Raw genomic sequence first — 20,908 nt, forward strand, 5'->3', positions numbered from 1 at the left:
CATGTGACAGGTCGTCTGCGCACGGGTGACGGTTCCGTTACAGAAGCCGCTTGCGCATCGCCTGTGACAGCATGTCGATCAGGCTGACGGCGACGACGATGACGATTGCGATGGCCGAGACCGTCGCATAGTTGAACGACTGGATATTCTCGAACAGCAGCTGGCCGATGCCGCCGGCGCCGATCAGGCCCAGCACCGTGGCCGCACGGCTGTTGGACTCGAAGCGGTACAGGGCGAACGAGGTCCACAAGGGCGCCACCTGGGGTATCACGCCCCAGACGATTTCATGCAAACGGCCCGCGCCGGTGGCACGCACGCCCTCGACCGGCCCGTGGTCGATGGACTCCACCGCCTCGGAGAACAGCTTGGCCAGCACACCTGCGGTGTTCAGGGCGATGGCCAGCACACCGGCCAGGGGCCCAAGGCCCACGGCTACGATGAACAGGGTGCCCATGACCAGATCCGGGATGGAGCGCAGGATGTCCATGACCCGGCGCATGGGCCAGACGATCCAGTTCGGCGCGATATTCCGCGCCGCAGCCAGCCCCATGGGGATGGCCAGGAACACCGCGATGAAGGTGCCCCACAGAGCGATCTGGATGGTCAGCCACATCTGGCCGACCAGCCGCGCCCACAGCTCGGGATTGTCCCACGGCATGGGCGGGTTCAACAATTCGCGCCCATAGAGTCGAATGTTGTCCGTGTTGGTGAACAGCAGCGGCAGGCGGCTCATGTCCACCGGGCCGAAGCTGATCAGCAGAAGCAGCAGCAGACCGCCCCACAGCATGATGTCGAGCGCCCACGCCCCCGCCGATCGGGCAGGCGGCTCGGGGATAACGCCAGGCTGAAGCGGCGTCGCGGTCAAGGCGTCACCTCACGATTCACGCGCAGCTCGGCAAGCCGGGCCTGGGCTGCGGCGACAGCGGCCTGGTCGCCGGAAGCGCGGGCCTCACGCAGGGCCTGGTCGGCCTGCATCTCGCGGATGGGGTCCAGATAACTTCCGTCAGCGGCGCGGAACTGGGAGTAGTTCAGGGCGGCCAGAACCTGACGCTGCCGCTCGGCCTCGGGGCCTTCGCCCTGGCCGTAGGTCAGGAAGAAGCTGCGGATGCGCTCCTTCAGGGCCGGGTCCAGATCGGACCGCAGAACGATGCCTGACTCCGGGATCGGCGGCGATTCCCAGATGGTCTCCAGCTGCGCGATGATCTGAGGGTTGTTCCGGGTCAGGAATACCGTGTTGACCGAATTGGAGGTCGAGACATCCAGCACGCCGGTGGCCACCGAGAAGGAATTGGCCTGGTGATTGGCCGAGCGCACGGTTCGGAAGCAGTCGCTTGGCTCGATGTTGCGGGGGCTGAACAGGAAGGTCATGGGCGCAAGCGTGCCCGAGGTGGACTGGGCGTCGCCGAGGCCGAAGGTCAGGCTCCGATCACAGGCCAGCACCTGATCCAGGGTGATGCCCGAGCCGCGCCGCACGATCAGGGTGGAGGTGTAGCTGTCCTTGCCATCCACATCGACGGTTCGGGCGATGACCTCGCCCTGCGACCGGTCGATGGCCTGAAGCGCCGGCAGGGCCGAGAACCAGCCGACCTGCACCTGATCGAAGCGCATGGCCTCGATCAGAGCATTGTAGTTGCTGGCGAAGAAGGGGCGGACCTCGACACCGATCTCTTCCTCCATGTCGTTCAGCAACGGCTCCCACAGGGGGCCGGAGGCAGTCTGGCTCTCGGCCGACAGGATGGAGAAGGTGATCTCGGTCGGGGGGCCGTCGGCCTCGCCCCCACCCTGTCCGCACGAGGCGGTGAAGGCGGCCAGGGCGAGGGTCGAAGCGGCGACAGCGAGGCGGCGGGTGATGGCGCGGCTCATGCTTGAGTCTCCCAGAACGCGTCCTCGAACTCGGGACCGTAGATGTCGATAAGGGTGGGGCGGTCCAGGCCGGCCGAGGGGCCGTCATAGACAACCTTGCCCGCCTTGAGTGCGATCACGCGCTCACAATAGCGAATGGCGTAGTCCACCTGATGCAGGGTGACGATCACGCCCAGGCCGTCGCGGCGGTTCAGCTCGACCAACAGCTCCATGACCTTGCGGGCAGAGACCGGGTCCAGCGAAGCCACCGGCTCATCGGCCAGGATGGCTTGGGCGCCCTGGACGATGGCGCGGGCGATGGCGCCCCGCTGTTGCTGTCCGCCGGACAGGGTGTTGGCGCGCTGGGCCGCGTAGTCGGCCACGCCCACCCGGTGCAGGGCGGCCATGGCCTTTTCCTTGTCCTCGGGCGGCCACAGGCCGAACACGCCGCGCCAGGCGGGCAGACGCCCCAGGGCGCCGAGCATGACGTTGGAAAACAGGCTGAGGCGGCCGACCAGATTGAACTGCTGGAAGATGAAACCCAGCTTGCCGCGCGTGCGGCGCACGGAAGACACTTGACGCCCGTTCTGCTGCACCGTCTCGCCGAAGACGATGATCTTGCCCTTGCCGCCGTCGATGGGAATCAGGCCGGTGATGGAGCGCAGCAGTGTGGACTTGCCCGAGCCGGACGGGCCGATCAGGGCCACCATCTCGCCGGGCGCGACGGACACGGTGACGCCGTCCAGCGCCTTACGCGCGCCATAGGTCTTGGACACGTCGCGCACATCTGCGACGGCGGCGATCTGGGAGCTCATGAACGCGTCAGGGGGCTGCTGGAACGGGTGTGTTCTAAAGGGCAAGCGCCCCTTCTGCCGGGCGCGGATGACTCGTTAATGACACGCCGGGCCGGTTTGCGTCCAGTGCGGCGGATGCGACGGATTACGCCCGCGCCATCAGACGGCCTTGAGACCCGGCGGACGGTCGGTCATCCAGGGCGGCGTGGGCATGACCCGGTGGGCTTCGGCCAGGGCCTGGGACCAGCGCGCGCCCAGTTCGCGGAAATAGGGATCCTCCGCCTCGATACGGCGCTGATCGCCCTTGAGGGCGTTACGCTCCAGGGTGATCAGATCGAACGGCGGCCCTACGGCGACATTGGAGCGAACCGTGGAGTCGAACGAGATCAAGCCCAGCTTCACCGCATCGTCCAGCGGCGTGTCGGTGGTGAGGGCGCGGTCCAGAATCGGCTTGCCGTACTTGAATTCGCCGATCTGCATGTAGGGCGTGTCGGCCCCGCACTCGATGAAATTGCCCTGGCTGTAGATCAGGTAGAGCCCCAGGGCCCCGCCCGCGACCTGACCGCCCATCAGCACGGTGGCGCTGACGTCCACGGCCTCGGCTTCCAGAGAGGGGGCGATGTTCTCGCGCACGCTCTTGACCGCATGGCCCACCAGCTGGGCGGCGCGGAACAGGGTCGGCGCGGTGTGAAGGGTCTCGACTTCATCCGAGTCGGCCATGCGGATGCCTTCGCGCACCATGGCGAGGGCGGTCTGGGTCACCGACAAATTGCCCGCCGTGGCCAAGGCGATGACCCGTTCGCCGGGCGTCTCGATCACATGCAGCTTCTTGTAGGATGAGATGTTGTCGACCCCCGCGTTGGTGCGGGTGTCGGCCATCATGGCCAGGCCTTCGTTCACCAGCATGCCGACGCAATAGGTCATGAATAGTCGCCTGACTCGAAGCCCCAGCCAGCCATAACCGATTCGAGGGCGATGCGACCCACGTTCATCGCGGCCCTCCCGTCTGGCGGCCGCCGGACTGCTGGGCCTGCTGCTGGCCCTGGGACTGACGGACATCGCGCACGTCCAGCTTCACGCTCAGGCGCTCGCCGCCCCCGCCATAGCTGGTTCCGCGCACCGGGGCAGCGCCGAGATAGTCGGGGCCGGAGGCGACCCGCACATAGGACTCGGAGGGGCTGACGCCGTTGGCGGGATCGAACCCCACCCAGCCCAGTCCGTCCACATGGGCCTCGGCCCAGGCGTGGGCGGCCTCCTGATCGGTTTCGCCGTCCATGCGCACCATGTGACCCGAGACATAGCGGGCCGGCACGCCGAGGCGACGGGCCACAGCGATGAAGATATTGGCGTGATCCTGACAGACCCCACGACCCTCGGCGAAGGCCTGGGCGGCGGTGTGGGTGGCCGAGGTGACTCCGACCTCGAAGGTGATCCGCTCGTGCAGGGCGGCCGTGAGAGCGTGCAACTGCTCCAGCCCGGATTTGTCGCGGAAGGTCTCGGAGAAATCGATCAGGGCGGCGTCGCAGGTGGTCAGGGGAGTGTCGCGCAGGAACACTAGCGGAGACAGGCGTTCGGGCCAGCCGCTCATCACCCCGCCGGTGTCGGTCGTGGTGACCTCTCCGGCCACGCGCACGGTCAGGCTGTCGGCGGGCTGTTCGGTGTAGAGGGTGTGGACGATGTTGCCGAAGGCGTCCTCGGACTGGCGCAGGCGGGCGTCCACGTCGGTCTCGATGCGCCAGCGGTCCACCTGTTGGCTGTCGCAGGAGCGAGGCGTCAGGCGCAGCACCTGAATGATGAAGCGCGCGGCCTGATCGTAGCTGTAGGTGGTGGCGTGATCGATCCGGATGCGCATGGTCAGCTCAGATACTGTTCGCTGATGGCCTGACCAAGGCGGTTGTTCTGGTCCAGGAAGGCCTGGATGTATTCGTGCAGGCCGGACTGGAAGATGCGTTCGATGGTGGCCTCCTCGAACTGCATCAGCCGGGTGTTGGCGATGCGCTGGGACAGGCCGCGGCGGCCGTAGTCGGCGGCCAGAAGCTCCAGGCAGCTGACGATCTCGGACTGGCAGCTGGCCAGGGAGCGGGGCATCTGGCGGTTCAGCACCAGCAGGTCCGCCACCAGCCACGGCTTGACGTTGTCGCGGTAGACCCAGCGGTAGGCCGTCAGGGCCGAAACCTCGCGCAGCAGGGTGGTCCACTGGAAATAGTCCAGCTGCCCGCCGACCCGTTCGCCCTCGGGCAGCAGCAGGTGGTATTTCACGTCCAGCAGCCGGGCGGTGTTGTCCGCCCGCTCCACCGCCGCGCCCAGCTTCAGGAACCAGTAGGCGTCGTTCCTAAGCATGGTTCGCGACGAGGCGCCCTCAACCGAGAGGGTGACGGTCTTGACCCACTCCAGGAAGTTGACGAACTCGTCGCGCCGCGTCGGACGCCCCTGTTCCGCCAGGCCGTTCCAGGCGCCGTTGATGGCCTCCCACAGCTCCACTGTCAGAGCGGTGCGCACCGAGCGCGCATTGGTGCGGGCCCGGGTGATGCAGGCGGTGATGGAGGAGTCATTGTCAGGGGCGAAGGCGAGGAACTCACGCACGGACCGTTCGTTCGGCGTCGCGCCCAGGGCGGCAAAGGCGTCGGCCATGCCGGCCGAGCCCACGGCGCCGGCCCAGACGCCCTGGCTGGCGCCTTCTCGGGTGGGGATGGCGGCCAGGCGCAGGGTGGCCTCCAGAATGCGCGCGAGATAGTCGGCCCGCTCGATGTAGCGGCCGGTCCAGAACAGGCTGTCGGCGGTCCGTGAAAGCATCAGTCCTCCAACACCCAGGTGTCCTTGGTGCCGCCGCCCTGGCTGGAGTTCACCACCAGGGAGCCGGCCTTGAGCGCCACCCGGGTCAGGCCGCCAGGCGCCACCTTGATCCCCTGCGGCGACGACAGCACGAAGGGGCGCAGGTCCACATGGCGGCTGGCCAGTTCACCCTTGTCGAGGGTCGGCGCCGTGGACAGGGACAGGGTCGGCTGGGCGATGAAGTCGTCCGGGTCGGCGATCAGCTTCTTGCGGAAATCCTCGATCTCGGCCTTCGTCGCGGCTGGTCCCACCAGCATGCCGTAGCCGCCGGAACCGCCCACCTCCTTGACCACCAGCTCGTCCATCCGGCCCAGCACTTCCTTCAAGGCCTCGGGTTCGCGGCAGCGCCAAGTGGGGACGTTCTTAAGGATCGGCTCCTCGCCGGTGAAGAAGCGGATGATCTCGGGCATGTAGGTGTAGACCGCCTTGTCGTCGGCCACGCCCGTGCCCACCGCATTGGCCAGGGTCACCGTGCCCGCCTGATAGGCGGTCATCAGACCCGGCACGCCCAGGGCGGATTCCGGCTGGAAAGTCAGGGGGTCCAGCCAGGCGTCATCCACCCGGCGATAGATCACGTCCACGCGCTTGGCTCCCTGGGTGGTGCGCATGAAGACAAAGCCGTCGTCCACGAACAAGTCGGCGCCTTCGCACAGCTCCACGCCCAGCTTGTCGGCCAGGAACGAGTGTTCGTAATAGGCTGAATTATACTGGCCCGGCGTCAGCACCACGATGCATGGATCAGCCCCCGCCCCCGACGGTGCGCAGGCGCGCAGGCTGTCCAGCAGCATGTCAGCGTAGGTCTCCACCGGCCTCACCGGATATTCGGCGAACAGGTCCGGGAACAGCCGCATCATCATCTCGCGGTTCTCCAGCATGTAGGAGACCCCGGAGGGCGTGCGGACATTGTCCTCCAGCACGTGGAAGCCGTCCTCGTCGGTGCGGACCAGATCCACCCCGGCGATATGGACCCAGATATCGCCCGGCGGACGGCGGCCCTGCATCTCGGGCCGGTAGCAGGGATTGGTCAGAACCAACTCCGGCGGAATAATGCCGGCCTTCAGACACTCCTGGGGGCCGTAGATGTCCTTTAGAAAGGCGTTCAGCGCGCCCACGCGCTGGACCAGGCCGGCTTCCAGCCCTGCCCACTCCGCCGCGCCGATAATGCGCGGCACCACATCGAAGGGGATCAGACGTTCGCTGGACGCCGCCTCGCCATAGACGGCGAAGGTGATGCCCATGCGGCGAAAGAACAGCTCAGCCTGACGCGAACGGGCCTGCAGCAGGTCAGGCGGCGCCTCGGCCAGCCAGCGGGCCAGCGCCTGGTAGCTCTCCCGGATCTCGGGCGGTCCATTATGACCTGTCATCTCGTCGAAAGGCATGACGCCTCCGTGCGGCTTGCACAACAGACTGGACCGGACGGACCCTGGGCGGCAACCCAATTGTGCATTGCAGCATTATCGGATTTGGTCAGGGGACGGCCTCTTCGATGGTGTTGAAGTCCGGCTTGTAGGCGGTCGCCTGGCGGCACCGGCTCAGCACATGCTGGTCCATGCGCCTCACGGCGGGCTCGAAGACGGCGGCGCCTTTGGCCAAAGACCACAGCCCCTTTCGCAGCCGGATCATCACGGCCGGGTCGGTCACGCCGTGGCGAGCGATCGGGTCCATCACGTCGCTGAGCAGGTCGTGCGCCGCGATATCGGGCGCAAGAATGCGGGAACAGACCTGATCCTCGGCCTCGTCAGGAGGCGTCCGCGCCCAGTCGTCCAGAAGCCGGACGCCGACGCCGATGACCTGCATGGCCGTGCCGGGATCATTGACGCCGGGCGACAAGGCCCGGGTCGCGATCTCCCCCAGCACAATCAGGCCGAAGCGGGGATCCTGATCAAACGAACGCGTTGGGCCGAGCGCAAAGGCCGAAACGAACTGCCTGCGGATGTCATCTTCGCACGTCTTGAGACTGATGCGTGCAAGCGGCTCCCCGCGTCGGACGAAAGCGCCTGGAGGGGCGATGACCTGGACCTCACAGTCCAGCGCCTCTGCCACCTCCTGGAGCCGCTGAGGATCGACATTTCGCACATAGCCGGTGCTCCCGGCCGCCACCAGGGCGCCTTGTTTCAGCACGCCTTCCCGCCCGCTTATGAACGGGCGCCGCCGTCGATCGTGCAGGGCCTCATGTGTGCGCGCCTCCACCACCGACACGATGTGGCCGACACGCGCCAGGCTGGACAGTCGGTCAATCCACGCCAGCAGGCGGAACGCCACGAGAGCCACAACGCACAGGCTGACGAGGAAGATGATCGCGCGGCCCTCGGCGCCATAATAGTTGGCGTTGATCGCTGTGACTCCGACGATGGCGTAAAGGAATGCGCCCACGAAAGTGGCCAGGGACTTCTGCGTGCCTTCGTCGGAGGTGACCAGCGACGCGGCGCGGGGTGTGGCGGCGGAGGACACCGCCGTGTAGGCCGTCACCATTGCGCCCAGCGAGAAGGTGGCCACGGCCAGCAGGCTTGAGGCCAGAATGGTCAATATCTGTTCGACGGACTCCCCGCCCAACCGGTCGGCCACGTCCTCGGGCACCCAAGGGGCGCCCACCACAGCCAGCAGCGCCGCCGCCACACCCACCAGGGCGTAGAGCGCAGCGCGGAACCAGAGACGGCCTTTAAGCCGCCGCCAGGCGAATAACCATCGGTCCATGAACCAGCCTCCCTCGCCTCTGCAACGCCCCGGCGAGGGGGCGGCTCCCGAAAAACATGGGAACCCGCCCTGAAATTGTCACTTTACATGACAGCCCACGAACCCTATGTCGCGCATTCCGGCGGACCCCGTAGGTCCTTATGCTTGCGCCGCTAACGCCGGTCTGGGTTAACAATCATCAGGGGGTTACGTGAATTGCGCACGTACCATATGCCCCTGGACCTGGTCCGTGAGCGGTCCCCCGAGCGTCCCGTCGCACTTGTGCGGCCGCGCTCTGTTTCCGTAGCGGCACGCTGGTTCCAGGACAATCTGAAGGCCGAAGTCTTTTACGCGGTAAAGGCGAACCCCTCGTCGTGGGTCATCGAGACCCTGATCGAGGCGGGCGTCACCGCGTTCGACGTGGCTTCCCTTTCCGAGATCGAACTGGTGCGTTCGGTCAGCGCCACCGCGCGCCTGGCCTTCATGCACCCGGTCAAGGGCCGGTCGGCCATCACCAAGGCCTATTTCGACCACGGCGTCCGCACCTTCGCGCTGGACAGCCATGACGAGCTGCAGAAAATTCTCGACGCCACAGGCGGCGCGAAGGATCTGAACCTGATGGTGCGCATGGCGGTCTCCGCCGACGGCGCGGCCTATACCCTGTCGGGCAAGTTCGGCGTGGCGACGCACGATGCGCCGTCGCTGCTGCTGGCCGTGCGCCAGGCGACGGTGGACGGCCTGATGGGCGTCTCGTTCCACGTGGGTTCGCAGTGCATGCGTCCCTCGGCCTACGAGGCGGCCATGGCCCAGGTTGGCCGCGCCATCAGCCGCGCCGGCGTGTTCGTGGACATCGTCGACGTGGGCGGCGGCTTCCCGTCGGTCTATCCGGGCATGGTCCCGCCGGACATGCAGGAATACGCCGACGCCATCCATCGCGGCTTCAACGAGATGCCGGTTTCGGAAACCACCGAGCTGTGGTGCGAGCCGGGCCGCGCGCTGGTGGCGGAATCGTCCTCGATCCTGTGTCAGGTCGAGCTGAGAAAGGGCGACGCCCTTTATCTGAACGACGGCTCCTACGGCTCGCTGTTCGACGCGACGCACTCGCGCTGGCCCTTCCCGGTCAAGCTGGTGCGGGACGGCGACAGCGCGGGTGAACTGAAGCCCTTCCGCTTCTACGGCCCGACCTGCGATTCCATCGACCACATGCCTGGGCCGTTCTATCTGCCCGCCGATGTACGCGAAGGCGACTACATCGAGATCGGCATGCTGGGCGCTTACGGCGTGGCCATGTCCACGGGCTTCAACGGCTACGGCGTGCACGACATCGCCGCGGTCGAGGACGCCCCCATGGCCTCGCTGTATGGTCTGGCCCCGCGCTCCATCCCCACCGTGCGCACCACGGCGGAAGAGACCGCCCGCAAGGTGGTTCGCTTCAGCCGGCCCAAGGGCAAGGCGGGTCAACGCAAGAAGTCGCGGCGCTAAACCGTCACTTATGCATTCTATTGAGCAGCGGCCCGTCGCTCCGTCCGGGCCGCTGCTTCTCTTGACGACGGGCGCTCAAACCAAAGGGAAACCCTTGCTATGAACGCTCCTGTTCAGTCGAACCAGAAAGCCCAACTGCTCCAGAACACCGTCGAGCACGTGGACATCACGTCCTTCGACGCGCGGCCGATCATCGATTCCATGCGCAAGATGTCGTTCTCCAGCCGAGACACGGCCCGGGCCGCCGACATCTTCAACATGGCCATCGAGGACAAGGACTGCTCGCCGTGGCTGATCCTCGCGGGCTCCACCTCGGCCGGCGGCTGCATGCACGTGTACCGCGACATGGTGAAGTTCGGCATGGTCGACGCCGTGGTCGCCACCGGCGCCTCCATCGTCGACATGGATTTCTTCGAGGCGCTGGGCTTCAAGCACTACCAGGCCGCCGGCGAGGTGGACGACAACGTGCTGCGCGAGAACTACATCGACCGCATCTACGACACCTACATCGACGAAGAAGAGCTTCAGGCCTGCGATCACACCATCCTGGAGATCGCCAACCGGCTGGAGCCGCGCGGCTATTCCAGCCGTGAGTTCATCTGGGAGATGGGCAAGTGGCTGTCGGAGGGCAACGCCAAGAAGGAAGGCAGCCTGATCCAGACCGCCTACGAAGAAGGCGTGCCGATCTTCTGCCCGGCGTTCGTGGATTCCTCGGCCGGCTTCGGTCTGGTCAAGCACCAGAAGGAGCGCGCGGCCGCCGGCCAGCCCTACATGATGCTGGACGCCATCGCCGACTTCCGCGAACTGACCGACATCAAGATCGCCGCCGGCGTGACCGGCCTGTTCATGGTCGGCGGCGGGGTGCCCAAGAACTTCGCCCAGGACACCGTGGTCTGCGCCGAGATCCTCGGCGTCGAGGCCGAGATGCACAAATACGCCGTGCAGATCACCGTGGCCGACGTTCGCGACGGCGCCTGTTCGTCCTCCACGCTCAAGGAGGCCGCCTCGTGGGGCAAGGTCCAGACCACCCACGAGCAGATGGTGTTCGCCGAGGCCACAACGGTGGTGCCGCTGATCGGCTCAGACGCCTATCATCGGGGCGCCTGGAAGAACCGCGAGAAGCGACGCTGGAACAAGCTGTTCGCTTAAGAAGCAAAAAGGCCCCGGTTCGCGCCGGGGCCTTTTCTCTTTCCGGAGCGCGCCTCTAGCGAAGGCGGCCGGCCACGCCATCCAGGGTTTCGCGCAGCGCCGCCGCACGCTCGGCTTCGCCGTTGACGCTGAGTCCCGCCGCAAGCTGCTGGAGCGTTCCGGCCAGAGCCGCGTCCGAGCCGCCGGCATCGATGCGCGCCGTGGCCTGGGTCAGGGCCTCCATCAGCCGGGCGGCCTGATCGGCCGACATGGCCTCGGCGCGGGCCAGTTGATCCACATAGGCCTGGGCGACGACCGGATGGTCAGGCCAGCTCACCGGAAACTGCTGCTGCGGATTGAAGGTCCCGCCCTGGTCGGCAAGACCGGCCGCCGCGATTTCCGCCTCGGACAGATGCTCGCTGGGCTGCAGGGTCAGCACGTCCAGACCGCGCACGATCTCGGTGCCGTAGATGCGGCCATCGTACCAGTAGGTGGACCAGTAGCCGCCCAGGATGGAGTGTTCGCCGTCCACTGGACCGCGGTCGAACCAGGCGATCTCGACCGGATTGGCGGAATCTGTGAAGTCGATCACCGAGATGCCGCCCTGGTACCAAGCCTGAACGAAGATATCGCGGCCCGGCACCGGCACAATGGAGCCGTTGTGGGCGACGCAGTTCTCCTGCTCCGTCTGGGGCGCGGGCAGCTTGAAGTAGCCGCGCTGTTCCAGCTGACCGTCAACGATATCGTAGAAGGCGTTGGCGCCCCACGTCACGGGATCCTGAACGCGGCAGCGCGGCCGCGAACCGCCGCCCCACTCGTCGGTGAACAGCACCTTGGTGCCGTCGTTGTTGAAGGTGGCCGAGTGCCAGTAGGCGAAGCCCGGGTCATTGACCGCATCGATCCGGCGCGGCGCGCGCGGGTCGCTGATGTCCAGCAGGATGCCGTTGCCCGAACAGGCGCCCGCCGCCAGGTTCGCGGACGGGAAGACGGTGATGTCATGGCACTGGTCGGTGCGGCTGGTGCGCTGGGTGCCCTCGCCGTGATCGCCGCCCTGCCACAGGCCGGCCACCACGCCCGTCTCGTCGTCGGCGAAGACGCGGGGGCTGTCGACGATGCGGGACCGCGACGGATCCGCCACCGGGATCTCGATCACGTCGATGCTGAACAGGGCCGTGCGCGGATCGCCGGGCAGGCCGACGACGCAGCCGGCCAGCTCCTCATCATCGCGCACCGACGATGTGCCCGAGTTGTAGACGATGATCGACCGCTCGTCGGACGACACCACCGAATGGGTGTGAGAACCGCGGCAGGTCTGGACCTGGCCCACCTGAACGGGGCGCACCGGGTTGCTGATGTCGAAGATGCGCAGACCGCGGAAGCGGTCGGGGCTGACGTCCTCGCTGATGCCCTCGCGACCGCAGTCGACGCGGGCGGTGGACTGCTCCACCGACATGAGGAGGAGATCGCCGACGATGGAGACGTCGCCCTGCCCGCCGGGGCAAACCAGCGAACTGATCAGCTGGGGCTCGGCCTCGCCGATCCGGTAAAGGTTGATGCCGTGGTAGTTGCCCACGGCCATCAGGTCGCCCGAGAAGGCCAGGTCGGTGTTGGCGAAGCTGAGGAAAGGCCCACGCCGGCCGAAGCGGCCCGGGGTCTCCTCGCCGCGCTCGCCTTCGGCGGCCTCATCCTCGGACGGGATCGGGGGCGGCAGGCCGGCGGGGTTGGAGGGGTCATAGAAGCCGGCGGGCTTGGGCAGGCTGGCGACCAGCGTCATATTGCTGGCGGCCTCGCCCGCATCGCGGAAGCCAGGCGTCAGGCTTGAGCGCGGATCATCGGTCAGGCCGCGCGCCAGGGCCGTCATGCGGGTGATCTCGGCCTGCTGTTCGTTTGTGACGTCGCTCACGAACTCGAACAGCACCGGGTCATAGGCCGAACCCGACCGGCCCAGCAGGTCGCCCACCATCTCCACCGCGCCCGCATGGTGGGCGATCATCAGGTCCAGGAACAGGCGGTCAAAGGCCGGGCCGCTGGCGGCGGCCAGTTCGGCCATCTGCTCGGGGGTGGCCATGCCCGCCATGGTCATGTGCGCGTGGGCCGCTCCATGTCCGCCGTGCTGGCCGTGACCGGCCATGGTGTGAGCAGACGGGTCGGGCGCGTCCTGCCCCCTGTCCATCAGCCAGTCACGCATGAAGGTGATCTCGTCGGCCTGTGACGCGGTGATGCGTCCGGCCACCTCGATGATTGCTGGAGTGTTGGTGCGGTCCGCCACCAGAGTCGCCATCTCTGTCGCCTGATGATGGTGGTGGATCATGTCCTGCATGAAGCGCACATCGTCGGCTGAAAAGCGGTTGTCGGCGATGCGGGTCGCCTCCTCAGCGGTCAGGGCGCGCGGCGCCTGGCCGGGCGCGCCGGGCTGCACGATCGGGGCGTCCTGAGCGACCGCAGCCCCGGCGGCCATGAGGCTGAGAACCGAACAGCCGACGAGCAGACGAACAGATGAAGCGGATTTGGCGATCACGAAAAACCCCACGCAGAATGAACCCTGGGTCGAGCCTAGCATGACATTTTCAGGGGACGGCGTGAAAAGGACGCAACCTTGCGCCCACGCGGAACCGTCGCGGCGACCGCGCTTTGAGTCGTTACAGGAGAATTCTCATGAACGATGAGACGACAAAACAGCCCTCTGATCACGGCGAGAAACCCGACCTGGGCCGTACTCCGGACCATCTGACGGAAACCCTGGATAAAGCCCTGACAGGAACCAACGGCGGGTCGGACACCCGAGCGGGGTCGCTGCGGGGCGGCTCGGCGTCCGGTTCCGACATCGATCCTGATCAGGAAACCATCGATCGTGTCCTGACCACGGAAGGCATGGCCGCCGCTGAGGACGAGGGTGACCAGGACGCCGCCGGTGCTGTGCGGAACACCGGCCGCAGGGGCGGGCCCGGAGATGATGCGGACGCCGCCACCGGTTGATCATGATCCGCTTGCCCGGCTCACGACGATGCGCCACGGTAGCCCCCGTATTGATAGAGGACGGTCTTCATGAGGCGTCTGAGCCTGGGCCTTGCCGCCCTTGTCCTGTTCGGCGCGAGCGCCTGCGGCGGCGGTGATCCTGAATCACCCGAGGCGGAGCCCGAGGCGAGCGCTGAGGGTGAAACCGCCGCCGGAAGCGAGGCGACAGCCGCCGAAGATACGGCGACACCGGCAGCCTCCGCAGAGGCGGCGATCCTGGCCGATGCCGACGCGCGTCTGGCGGCTCCCGACGCCCCGGCCTTCGCGGTCATCTATCCCGGCGGCGTGATTGACGAGGATGCGGCCCCGGCCGAAAACGAGGCTGGAGCGGGCGGCATCGTGACCTATGTCACCACCGCGTCGCCCGATGAAGTGATCGCTTTCCATCGGAACCGCGCCGAGGCCGAGGGCCTGGCGTCGGTCATGGCCATGAACCAGGGCGACGCACGCGCTTATGGCGCCCATTCCACCGCCGACGGGGGCAATCTGTCGGTCTTCGCGACGCCTGCCGAGGATGGCGGAACGTCGGTACAGCTGGTCTGGAGCGCCGGGGGATGAGGCGAGGTCGCCTGCTCGCTGGGGCGATCACCGCTGCGTTGCTGGCGGGCGGTTGTTCCGTCAATGCGTCCTTTCCTGCGCCTTCCCGTGTCGAAGCGCCCGCGCAGACGCCGCAGCCGTACCTGGCCCCCGATACGCTGGCGTCACTGGTGTCGGCGGTTCCCCCGCCCGTAACGGCCGGGTCGTCCGAAGCGACGGCGGATCAACGGGAGTCCTTGCGCTGGACGGGGTTGGAGGACAGCGACCGCTGGCGTCTGGCTCAGACCCATGCGGAGGTGCGCCCCGCGCTGGCGGTCCAGCATTTCGACTGTCCGCTGAACACCCGGCTTGCCGACGATCCGCCCCCGGCGCTGGTGCGCCTGCTGGGCCGGTCGCTGCGGGATGCATCGGTCGCCTCCAACGCCGCCAAGGCGGTGGGTTTTCGCGCCCGCCCGATCGCCGATGATCCCGCGCGCCGCGCCTGCATCCGGGTGGATGGCGATCTCAGGACCAGCGCCTCGCACCCGTCCGGCCACGCCACGGTCGGCGCCCTGTGGGGCCGCATCATGGCCGAGGTCGCGCCCGATCAGGCCGAGGCCCTGATCCGCATCGGCGACGAGATCGGCGTCAGCCGCGTGGTCTGCGCCCTGCACTATCCGTCCGACGTGGCGGCGGGGCAGGCGCTGGGCGAGGCGCTGTTCGCGGCCGTGCGGGCGACGCCGGACTATCAGGCCGATCTGGCCGCCGCCCGCGTTGAGGTGGCCCAGGCGCGCACCTTCGGGCGGCTCAACCCCGGCTGCGCGGCGGAGCGCATCGCCCTCGGGCAGACCCCATCCTGACCCTGCTCGTCGCCCTGATCTCCCTGCAGCTCGCGGCCGAGCCGCCGGCGCGATCCTGTTCGACTGAGGAGACGACGGCCCTTCTGGCGCCCGGAACCCATGACGATCCGCCGGTGCGCCTGACGTGCCGGGCGCGGCTTGGCCCGGGCGATCAGGTTACGCGGCGCGTGCTGATCGAGGGGGCGGAGGCGTCGGGCGCGGGGCTGATCTGTGACGGGGCGGTGATCGGGCGCGCGGGTCAGGCGACCACCACCCGCACCCCAACCATCGCCATCTGGTCGCGGCGCGACGGACACTGGAGCCGCCCGCGCAACATCCTGATCCAGGGCTGTCATGTGCACGGCGCGATCCGGGTCTGGGGCGTCGGCGCGGGCCAGCGGATGGACGAGTTGCGCCGGTCCTCATACCGTGCCGACCACACCCACCGCCTGCAGGCCGCCGCGCCGACGAGCGTGCGTCTGGAGGATGTGAGAATTACCGGCACGGGCTCCATCCCGCTCTATGTGGGCCCCGGCGTCACCGGCCTGAGCCTGACCGGGTCGCGGCTGGAAGGGCGTTCGGTGTCCACGGCCATCTATCTGGACGCCGAGAGCGGCCTGAACGTGCTGAGCGACAACATCATCGCCGTTCGCACGGACCGGGAGGTCATCGCGGTCGACGGCTCGGCGGGCAATGTCATCACGGGCAACACCATCGCCCTCAGCGAGGGCGGCCTGACCAACCGGGGCGGAGTGTTCCTGTATCGCAACTGCGGCGAGGACGGGATCGTCCGGCATCAGACGCCGTCGAACAACCGCATCACCGGCAACACCTTCCACGCCTCATGGTTCGGCCCGGCGCGCGCCGTGGTGGTCGGGTCGCGCGAGGGAGACCGTCGCTACTGCGACGCCGACGCCGGTCATCCCTTCGGCAGCAGTCAGGATGATGGCGACGGCGCCACCGGCAATCTGGTCCGCGACAACCGGGTCGAGCGCGGCTTCTAGGCCGGCTTGCCGGTCAGGGCGCCGTAGAGATCCGTGCGGCGGTCGCGGAAGAAGCCCCAGGCGGCGCGGTGCCGGTCCAGGAAATCCAGATCGAATTCGTGCACCAGCACGCCCTCGTCATGACGGCCCAGGGTCTCCACCAGATCGCCCCGGTGGTCGGCGATGAAGGACGAACCATAGAAGGTCTGCCCCGCCTCGGTGACCTGCTCGTGGCCGGTGCGGTTGGCGCCCACCACCGGTACGACGTTGGACACGGCGTGGCCCTGCATGGCGCGGCGCCACGGCTCGGCGGTGTCCAGCGAGGGGTCGTGGGGCTCGGACCCGATGGCGGTGGGATACATCAGCACCTCGGCCCCCATCAGCATCATGGCCCGCGCCGTTTCCGGGTACCACTGGTCCCAGCAGATGCCGACGCCCACCTTGCCGAAGCGGGTGTTCCAGACGCGGAACCCGGTGTCTCCGGGGCGGAAATAGTACTTCTCCTGATAGCCGGGCCCGTCGGGGATATGGCTCTTGCGATAAAGCCCCAGCGCCTCGCCGTCGGCGTCCAGCATGACCAGCGAGTTGTAATAGTGCGGCCCGTCGCGCTCGAAGATGGAGACGGGGATGGCCACGCCCAGATCCTTGGCCACCGGGGCCAGGGCAGTCACGCACGGATGCTCGCGCCAGGGATAGGCGGTGGCGAACCAGTCCTCCTCCTGGGTGACGCAGAAATAGGGGCCCTGGAACAGCTCGGACGGCAGGATCACCTGCGCGCCTTTGGACGCCGCCTCGCGCACGAACGCCACGGTCTTCTTGATGTTCGCATCCATGTCCGTTCCGTAGGACGTCTGGATGGCGGCGACACTGATCGTGCGGGGCATCAGGCGGGCTCCTGCTGGGTGATGCAGTGGAAGGATCCGCCGCCGGACAGGATGGCGAGGGACGGCAGGGGAATGATCTCGCGGTCGGGGAACACCTCGGCCAGGGCCTTGCAGGCCAGGCCGGCGGCGGTGTCGTCGCCATAGGTGGGCACGATCACCGCGCCGTTGGCGATCAGGAAGTTCATGTGGCTGGCGGGGACGACCTTCTCGTCCTCGTCCACGACCAGGCCGGGCGACGGGATGCGCAGGACGCGGATGGCGTTTCCGTCAGCGTCGGTCATGGCGGCCAGATCGCGGGCGGCGGCGTCATAGACGTCGGCGTTGGGGTCCTTCGTCCCCCAGGCCACGGGGCAGGCGACCACGCCGGGCGCCACGAAGCGCGCCAGATTGTCCACGTGGCCGTCCGTGTGGTCGTTGAACAAGCCGTCGCCCAGCCACAGCACCTTGCGGGCGCCCAGCGCCCCGGCCAGCGCGGTCCCGGCCGTCGCCTCGTCCCAGTCGGCGTTGCGGTTGGGGTTCAGCACGCACTGGCGGGTGGTCAGGATCGTACCGGCGCCGTCGTGATCCACGGCGCCGCCCTCGAGGATGAAGGCGTGGGGCGTCAGGGCCGCGCGGGCGTGGGCGGCGATCTGAACCGCCACGGTGTCGTCGTGCTCCAGTTCGTACTTGCCGCCCCAGCCGTTGAACTCGAAGGCGTTGGCGACGCCGTCCGCGTTGAAGATCGGTCCCGTGTCGCGCAGCCAGATGTCGCCGAAGCGGCCGTCCACCACCTCGACGTTCGCCACGTCGGCGAAGCGGGCGCGGGCGTCATCCAGCGCCCCGGCCTTGCCCACCAGCAGCCGCACCTGCTCGCGGCCCGGGCCGGCCAGGGCGCGGACCAGAGCCTCGACCTCGGCCTGGGCCGGTTCGAGGTTGTCCTCCCACAGCTCGCCGTGGCTGGGCCAGCCGACCCACATGGCGCGGTGCGGGCTCCACTCGGCGGGAATGACGGTCATGGCGAGGTCCTGAAACGCGAAAAGGGCGGCGCGCGCAGATAGCCACGCCCGACGCCTCATTCAACCTGCACCGCGCCCAAAGAAAAAGGGCGGACCCGAAGGCCCGCCCTTATCCTCAGTGCTGTCTGCGGCCTTAGAAGGCGGCGCGCAGGGTCAGCATGGCGGTGCGCGGAGCGCCGACCTGATACTGGGCCGTGCCCGACGTCGACGTGGAGATATCGGCCAGATATTCCTCATCGAGCAGGTTGATCACGTTCAGTTGCAGCCAGGAGTTGGTTCCCAGGCCGTTCAGGCGGTAGCGGACATCCATGTCCCAGACGGTGTAGTCGGGGGCCACTTCGGTGTTGATGTCGTTGGAGTAACGCTCACCGACGTACTTGCCTTGCAGGCCCAGGTTCCAGTCGCCGATTTCATAGTCAGCGCGGAAGCCGAACTGCCAGTCAGGGGTCTCGACCAGTTGGTTGCCCGCGGTCGGGATGAAGACGCCGCCGCTGCTGGGCAGGTCGTTCTGAACTTCGCTGTCGGTGTAGGTGAAGGAGCCGTACAGGGTCAGGGCGTCGATCGGGGAGAAGCCGATCTGACCGTCGACACCTTGCAGGGTCACGTCGCCGACGTTGCGGGTCAGGAACAGGTCAGCCGCTTCGTCGTAGGTGCGGACGATGCGGTTGGCGTAGTCCGTGCGCCAGATGGCCACCGAGGCGATCAGCGAACCCGACTGGTAGCGATAGCCCAGGTCGTAGGAGTCGGTGGTTTCCGGCTCCGGGTTCGGGATGACGCGGTCGTACAGGTCATCGGTGCGCGGGGCAGAGAAGCCTTCGGCGTAGCTGCCGTAGAGGGTGTGGTTCGGAGCGAAGCGCCAGTTCACGCCAAGGTTCGGCAGAACGGCTTCGTACGACTTCTCGAACGAGCGCGGCACACCGTACCAGGCGTTTCCGCCGGGGTTCAGCGCCGAGGCGGGGAAGCGGACTTCACCGTCAGCGTTGGTCTCCGTCGGGGTCTGGGTGGTGCAGTACGCGTTGAACGTGTCCCGCTGGTAGCAGTAGTTGTTCAGTTCGCGGTCGAAGAACGGAGCGCGGACACCCAGCAGCAGGTCGACGGTGTCGTTCAGGAACGTTCCCCGGTACTCCAGCGCGATCTGGTTCAGGATCGCGTAGGACTGACGGTCACGGCGACGCAGGATGGTGCCGTCCGGCAGCTCCACCCGCGGGCCCTTGCGGCCGGCGAACACGTTAACCGGGCGGCCCGAGTCGTCCAGGAAGCCCATCTCACCGGTCTGGCGGTGATCGCCACGGTCGTAGGTGTAAGCAGCGCGCACCTGATTGTTTTCGTTGGGCTGCCAGATCAGCGAGCTGGTCACGCCATAACGGTGGGTCTGGGTGTTGTTCGGGCGGTGCAGAACCACCGTATCGCCGATCACGCCGTTGCCGTTAAGGTCAACGCCCGCAGCGCCGCTGTTACCGCGGATCTGGGGGTCGGTTTCGTTGATCGTCTGGGTGCCGCCGCCGTTGGCCAGGACGTACTGGAACGAGGGGTCGACCGTCAGGGTCAGGCTGTCGCCCAGGGTGAAGCGCGACTGACCACGGATGTTGCCGGTGTTCGACGGATTGATAGCCGTGAAGGACGCCTGCAGGGTATTGGACTGATCGTAGGCGATGCCCTGTTCGAACTGCGCCAGGGTCACGCGGCGCGTGAAGCTGTTGCGGTTCTCGTTGTAGTGGCCGACCAGCGAGACGAAGTCGCCGTTATCGCCCAGCGGCTGGTAGATGCGGCCGTTGTACTGGGTCTTCTCGATGCCGCCCGGATCCTTGAAGTGATCATACTCGGTGCGCGAGACGGACGCCCAGGCGCGGGTGCCCCAGGGGCCGAATTCGCCGGTTTCGACCAGCGCGAAGATGCGGCCGTAGTTTTCGCCGCCAACCGACGGCTGAACGATCAGGCCGGGGTCGCGCGACGGACGGCGCGTGACGTAGTTGATCGTGCCGCCGGTGGCCGAGGCCGTCGGGCTGTCCACGTCAGTGGTGCCCAGGTTCACGCCGGCGCGCTCGATCAGTTCGGGATCAAGCTGCTGGTTGGAGTAGATGGCGTAGTTGCCGGTGTCGTTCAGCGGGATGCCGTCAGCGGTCAGCGAGATGCGGGCGGCGTCAAAGCCGCGCATGGTGATGTCGCCGCCCGAGGAGCCGTAAGCATCGTTATTGGTGAAGTTGACGCCCGGAATCAGATTGATCGTGTTCAGGATGCTCTGACCGGCGGCTTGGCTGCCGATATATTCCTGCGTGATCGTGGAGCGCGACTTGGGCTCCTGTTCAGCGACGATGGCGCCGGCCAGCGAGCGCGGACCGCGCACGCCGGTGATGACCACTTCCTCGACTTCGGTCGTGCCTTCGACGGCGAGAGTGCCGGTGGACTGAGCGGAGGCGGCGGATGCCGCCGCCAGGGCGATGACGACGGCGGAGGCGCCGTAGGCCAGATGGTTGAGTCTCATTCTCAGAGTATCCCCTCTCTGCGGCCGCGCGACGCCCGGCGGGCGAAGTGATGCGTACGGCCATGATGGATAGGCGCCGTTTAGGCCTCACTCCCGACACTCGGAAGACAGATACGCTTCGGTTTTGTGACAGGGCGCGATGTGTTGCAGTGCAGCAACATTAAGCGGGGGTTAAGGCGTCCGCAATCTGTGCCGAAACCCTAATAATTTCAGCTGTATACGGATGTTTTCTCCGTCCCGGCCCAGCGAGGCCGGACCCATGCCGTTACACGGCCCGTCCATGAAAAACGCCCGCCTGGCGGGAGCCGGGCGGGCGTTTTGAAGTCTTGGCCGATGGCCGTCGACATCTTCAGGAGCGTCCCTCCCGGCCGAAGCCGGGAGGGTTTGGCCCTTAGAAGTTGATGTCGATGGTGGCGCGCCGGTTGAGCGGCTCACGCACGCCG

18 protein-coding genes are annotated in these 20,908 nt (G+C 67.2%); 6 read left to right on the plus strand and 12 right to left on the minus strand.

All coding sequences use genetic code 11. The features are described from left to right. Positions 1-37: 37 nt before the first annotated feature. The 8 genes from phnE to IWC96_RS06275 form a co-directional block, all read right to left on the minus strand. A complete protein-coding gene (gene phnE / locus IWC96_RS06240; RefSeq protein ID WP_045318958.1) occupies positions 38-865 on the minus strand; it encodes a phosphonate ABC transporter, permease protein PhnE in 828 nt (275 codons plus the stop codon). Next, on the minus strand, positions 862-1,863 hold the full coding sequence (gene phnD / locus IWC96_RS06245; RefSeq protein ID WP_196838589.1) for a phosphate/phosphite/phosphonate ABC transporter substrate-binding protein: 1,002 nt from the start codon (positions 1,861-1,863) through the stop codon (positions 862-864). The genes phnE and phnD overlap by 4 nt, the downstream gene beginning before the upstream one ends. Then, entirely contained in the window at positions 1,860-2,657 is a 798-nt protein-coding gene (phnC, locus tag IWC96_RS06250) for a phosphonate ABC transporter ATP-binding protein (protein WP_021697097.1), read from the minus strand. The genes phnD and phnC overlap by 4 nt, the downstream gene beginning before the upstream one ends. Before the next feature lie 138 nt (positions 2,658-2,795). After that, on the minus strand, positions 2,796-3,560 hold the full coding sequence (locus tag IWC96_RS06255; protein ID WP_021697096.1) for a hypothetical protein: 765 nt from the start codon (positions 3,558-3,560) through the stop codon (positions 2,796-2,798). Between the two features lie 64 nt (positions 3,561-3,624). Further along, positions 3,625-4,488, minus strand: a complete 864-nt coding sequence (locus IWC96_RS06260) for a transglutaminase family protein (RefSeq protein WP_021697095.1) — start codon at positions 4,486-4,488, stop codon at positions 3,625-3,627. A gap of 2 nt (positions 4,489-4,490) precedes the next feature. Beyond that, entirely contained in the window at positions 4,491-5,429 is a 939-nt protein-coding gene (locus IWC96_RS06265; protein ID WP_021697094.1) for an alpha-E domain-containing protein, read from the minus strand. Next, positions 5,429-6,847, minus strand: coding sequence for a circularly permuted type 2 ATP-grasp protein (locus tag IWC96_RS06270; RefSeq protein WP_021697093.1), 1,419 nt, complete (start codon positions 6,845-6,847; stop codon positions 5,429-5,431). The genes IWC96_RS06265 and IWC96_RS06270 overlap by 1 nt, the downstream gene beginning before the upstream one ends. Before the next feature lie 88 nt (positions 6,848-6,935). Further along, positions 6,936-8,162 carry a DUF2254 domain-containing protein gene (locus IWC96_RS06275; protein WP_021697092.1) on the minus strand — a complete coding sequence of 409 codons (1,227 nt, stop codon included), beginning with the start codon at positions 8,160-8,162 and terminating at the stop codon, positions 6,936-6,938. A 195-nt stretch (positions 8,163-8,357) separates the two neighbouring features. Here IWC96_RS06275 and IWC96_RS06280 point away from each other — a divergent pair, with 195 nt between their 5' ends. Together IWC96_RS06280 and IWC96_RS06285 are read left to right on the plus strand one after the other, a co-directional pair. Next, positions 8,358-9,623 carry a type III PLP-dependent enzyme gene (locus tag IWC96_RS06280; RefSeq protein ID WP_045318957.1) on the plus strand — a complete coding sequence of 422 codons (1,266 nt, stop codon included), beginning with the start codon at positions 8,358-8,360 and terminating at the stop codon, positions 9,621-9,623. A gap of 99 nt (positions 9,624-9,722) precedes the next feature. After that, positions 9,723-10,772 carry a deoxyhypusine synthase gene (locus IWC96_RS06285; protein ID WP_196838590.1) on the plus strand — a complete coding sequence of 350 codons (1,050 nt, stop codon included), beginning with the start codon at positions 9,723-9,725 and terminating at the stop codon, positions 10,770-10,772. A 55-nt stretch (positions 10,773-10,827) separates the two neighbouring features. On the opposite strand, the gene IWC96_RS06290 is transcribed toward IWC96_RS06285, so the two are convergent. Beyond that, positions 10,828-13,269, minus strand: coding sequence for a DUF305 domain-containing protein (locus IWC96_RS06290; protein ID WP_196838591.1), 2,442 nt, complete (start codon positions 13,267-13,269; stop codon positions 10,828-10,830). 137 nt (positions 13,270-13,406) lie between these two features. On the opposite strand from IWC96_RS06290, the gene IWC96_RS06295 reads away from it, so the two are divergent. From IWC96_RS06295 to IWC96_RS06310, 4 genes are all read left to right on the plus strand, one after another. Then, a complete protein-coding gene (locus tag IWC96_RS06295; RefSeq protein ID WP_021697088.1) occupies positions 13,407-13,727 on the plus strand; it encodes a hypothetical protein in 321 nt (106 codons plus the stop codon). 69 nt (positions 13,728-13,796) lie between these two features. Beyond that, positions 13,797-14,324 (plus strand): hypothetical protein, encoded by a 528-nt coding sequence (locus tag IWC96_RS06300; RefSeq protein WP_021697087.1) that lies wholly within the window; start codon positions 13,797-13,799, stop codon positions 14,322-14,324. Between the two features lie 149 nt (positions 14,325-14,473). Then, positions 14,474-15,142, plus strand: a complete 669-nt coding sequence (locus IWC96_RS06305) for a phosphatase PAP2 family protein (RefSeq protein ID WP_242397109.1) — start codon at positions 14,474-14,476, stop codon at positions 15,140-15,142. Positions 15,143-15,309: 167 nt separating this feature from the next. Then, on the plus strand, positions 15,310-16,125 hold the full coding sequence (locus IWC96_RS06310) for a right-handed parallel beta-helix repeat-containing protein (protein ID WP_242397108.1): 816 nt from the start codon (positions 15,310-15,312) through the stop codon (positions 16,123-16,125). Here the strand turns inward: IWC96_RS06310 and aguB are convergent. The 3 genes from aguB to IWC96_RS06325 all read right to left on the minus strand — a co-directional run bounded on the left by aguB (position 16,122) and on the right by IWC96_RS06325 (position 20,465). Continuing rightward, the gene (gene aguB / locus IWC96_RS06315) at positions 16,122-16,988 is read right to left on the minus strand and encodes an N-carbamoylputrescine amidase (RefSeq protein WP_021697084.1); all 867 of its coding nucleotides are present in this window, start codon (positions 16,986-16,988) and stop codon (positions 16,122-16,124) included. The two genes, IWC96_RS06310 and aguB, sit on opposite strands and share 4 nt — an antisense overlap. Beyond that, positions 16,988-17,983, minus strand: coding sequence for an agmatine deiminase family protein (locus tag IWC96_RS06320; protein WP_196838592.1), 996 nt, complete (start codon positions 17,981-17,983; stop codon positions 16,988-16,990). The genes aguB and IWC96_RS06320 overlap by 1 nt, the downstream gene beginning before the upstream one ends. A 133-nt stretch (positions 17,984-18,116) precedes the next feature. After that, the gene (locus IWC96_RS06325) at positions 18,117-20,465 is read right to left on the minus strand and encodes a TonB-dependent receptor (RefSeq protein ID WP_196838593.1); all 2,349 of its coding nucleotides are present in this window, start codon (positions 20,463-20,465) and stop codon (positions 18,117-18,119) included. Between the last annotated feature and the right edge of the window lie 443 nt (positions 20,466-20,908).

This window comes from Brevundimonas sp. BAL450, from assembly GCF_015767455.1.
In the GTDB taxonomy this organism is placed as follows: Bacteria; Pseudomonadota; Alphaproteobacteria; order Caulobacterales; family Caulobacteraceae; genus Brevundimonas; species Brevundimonas abyssalis.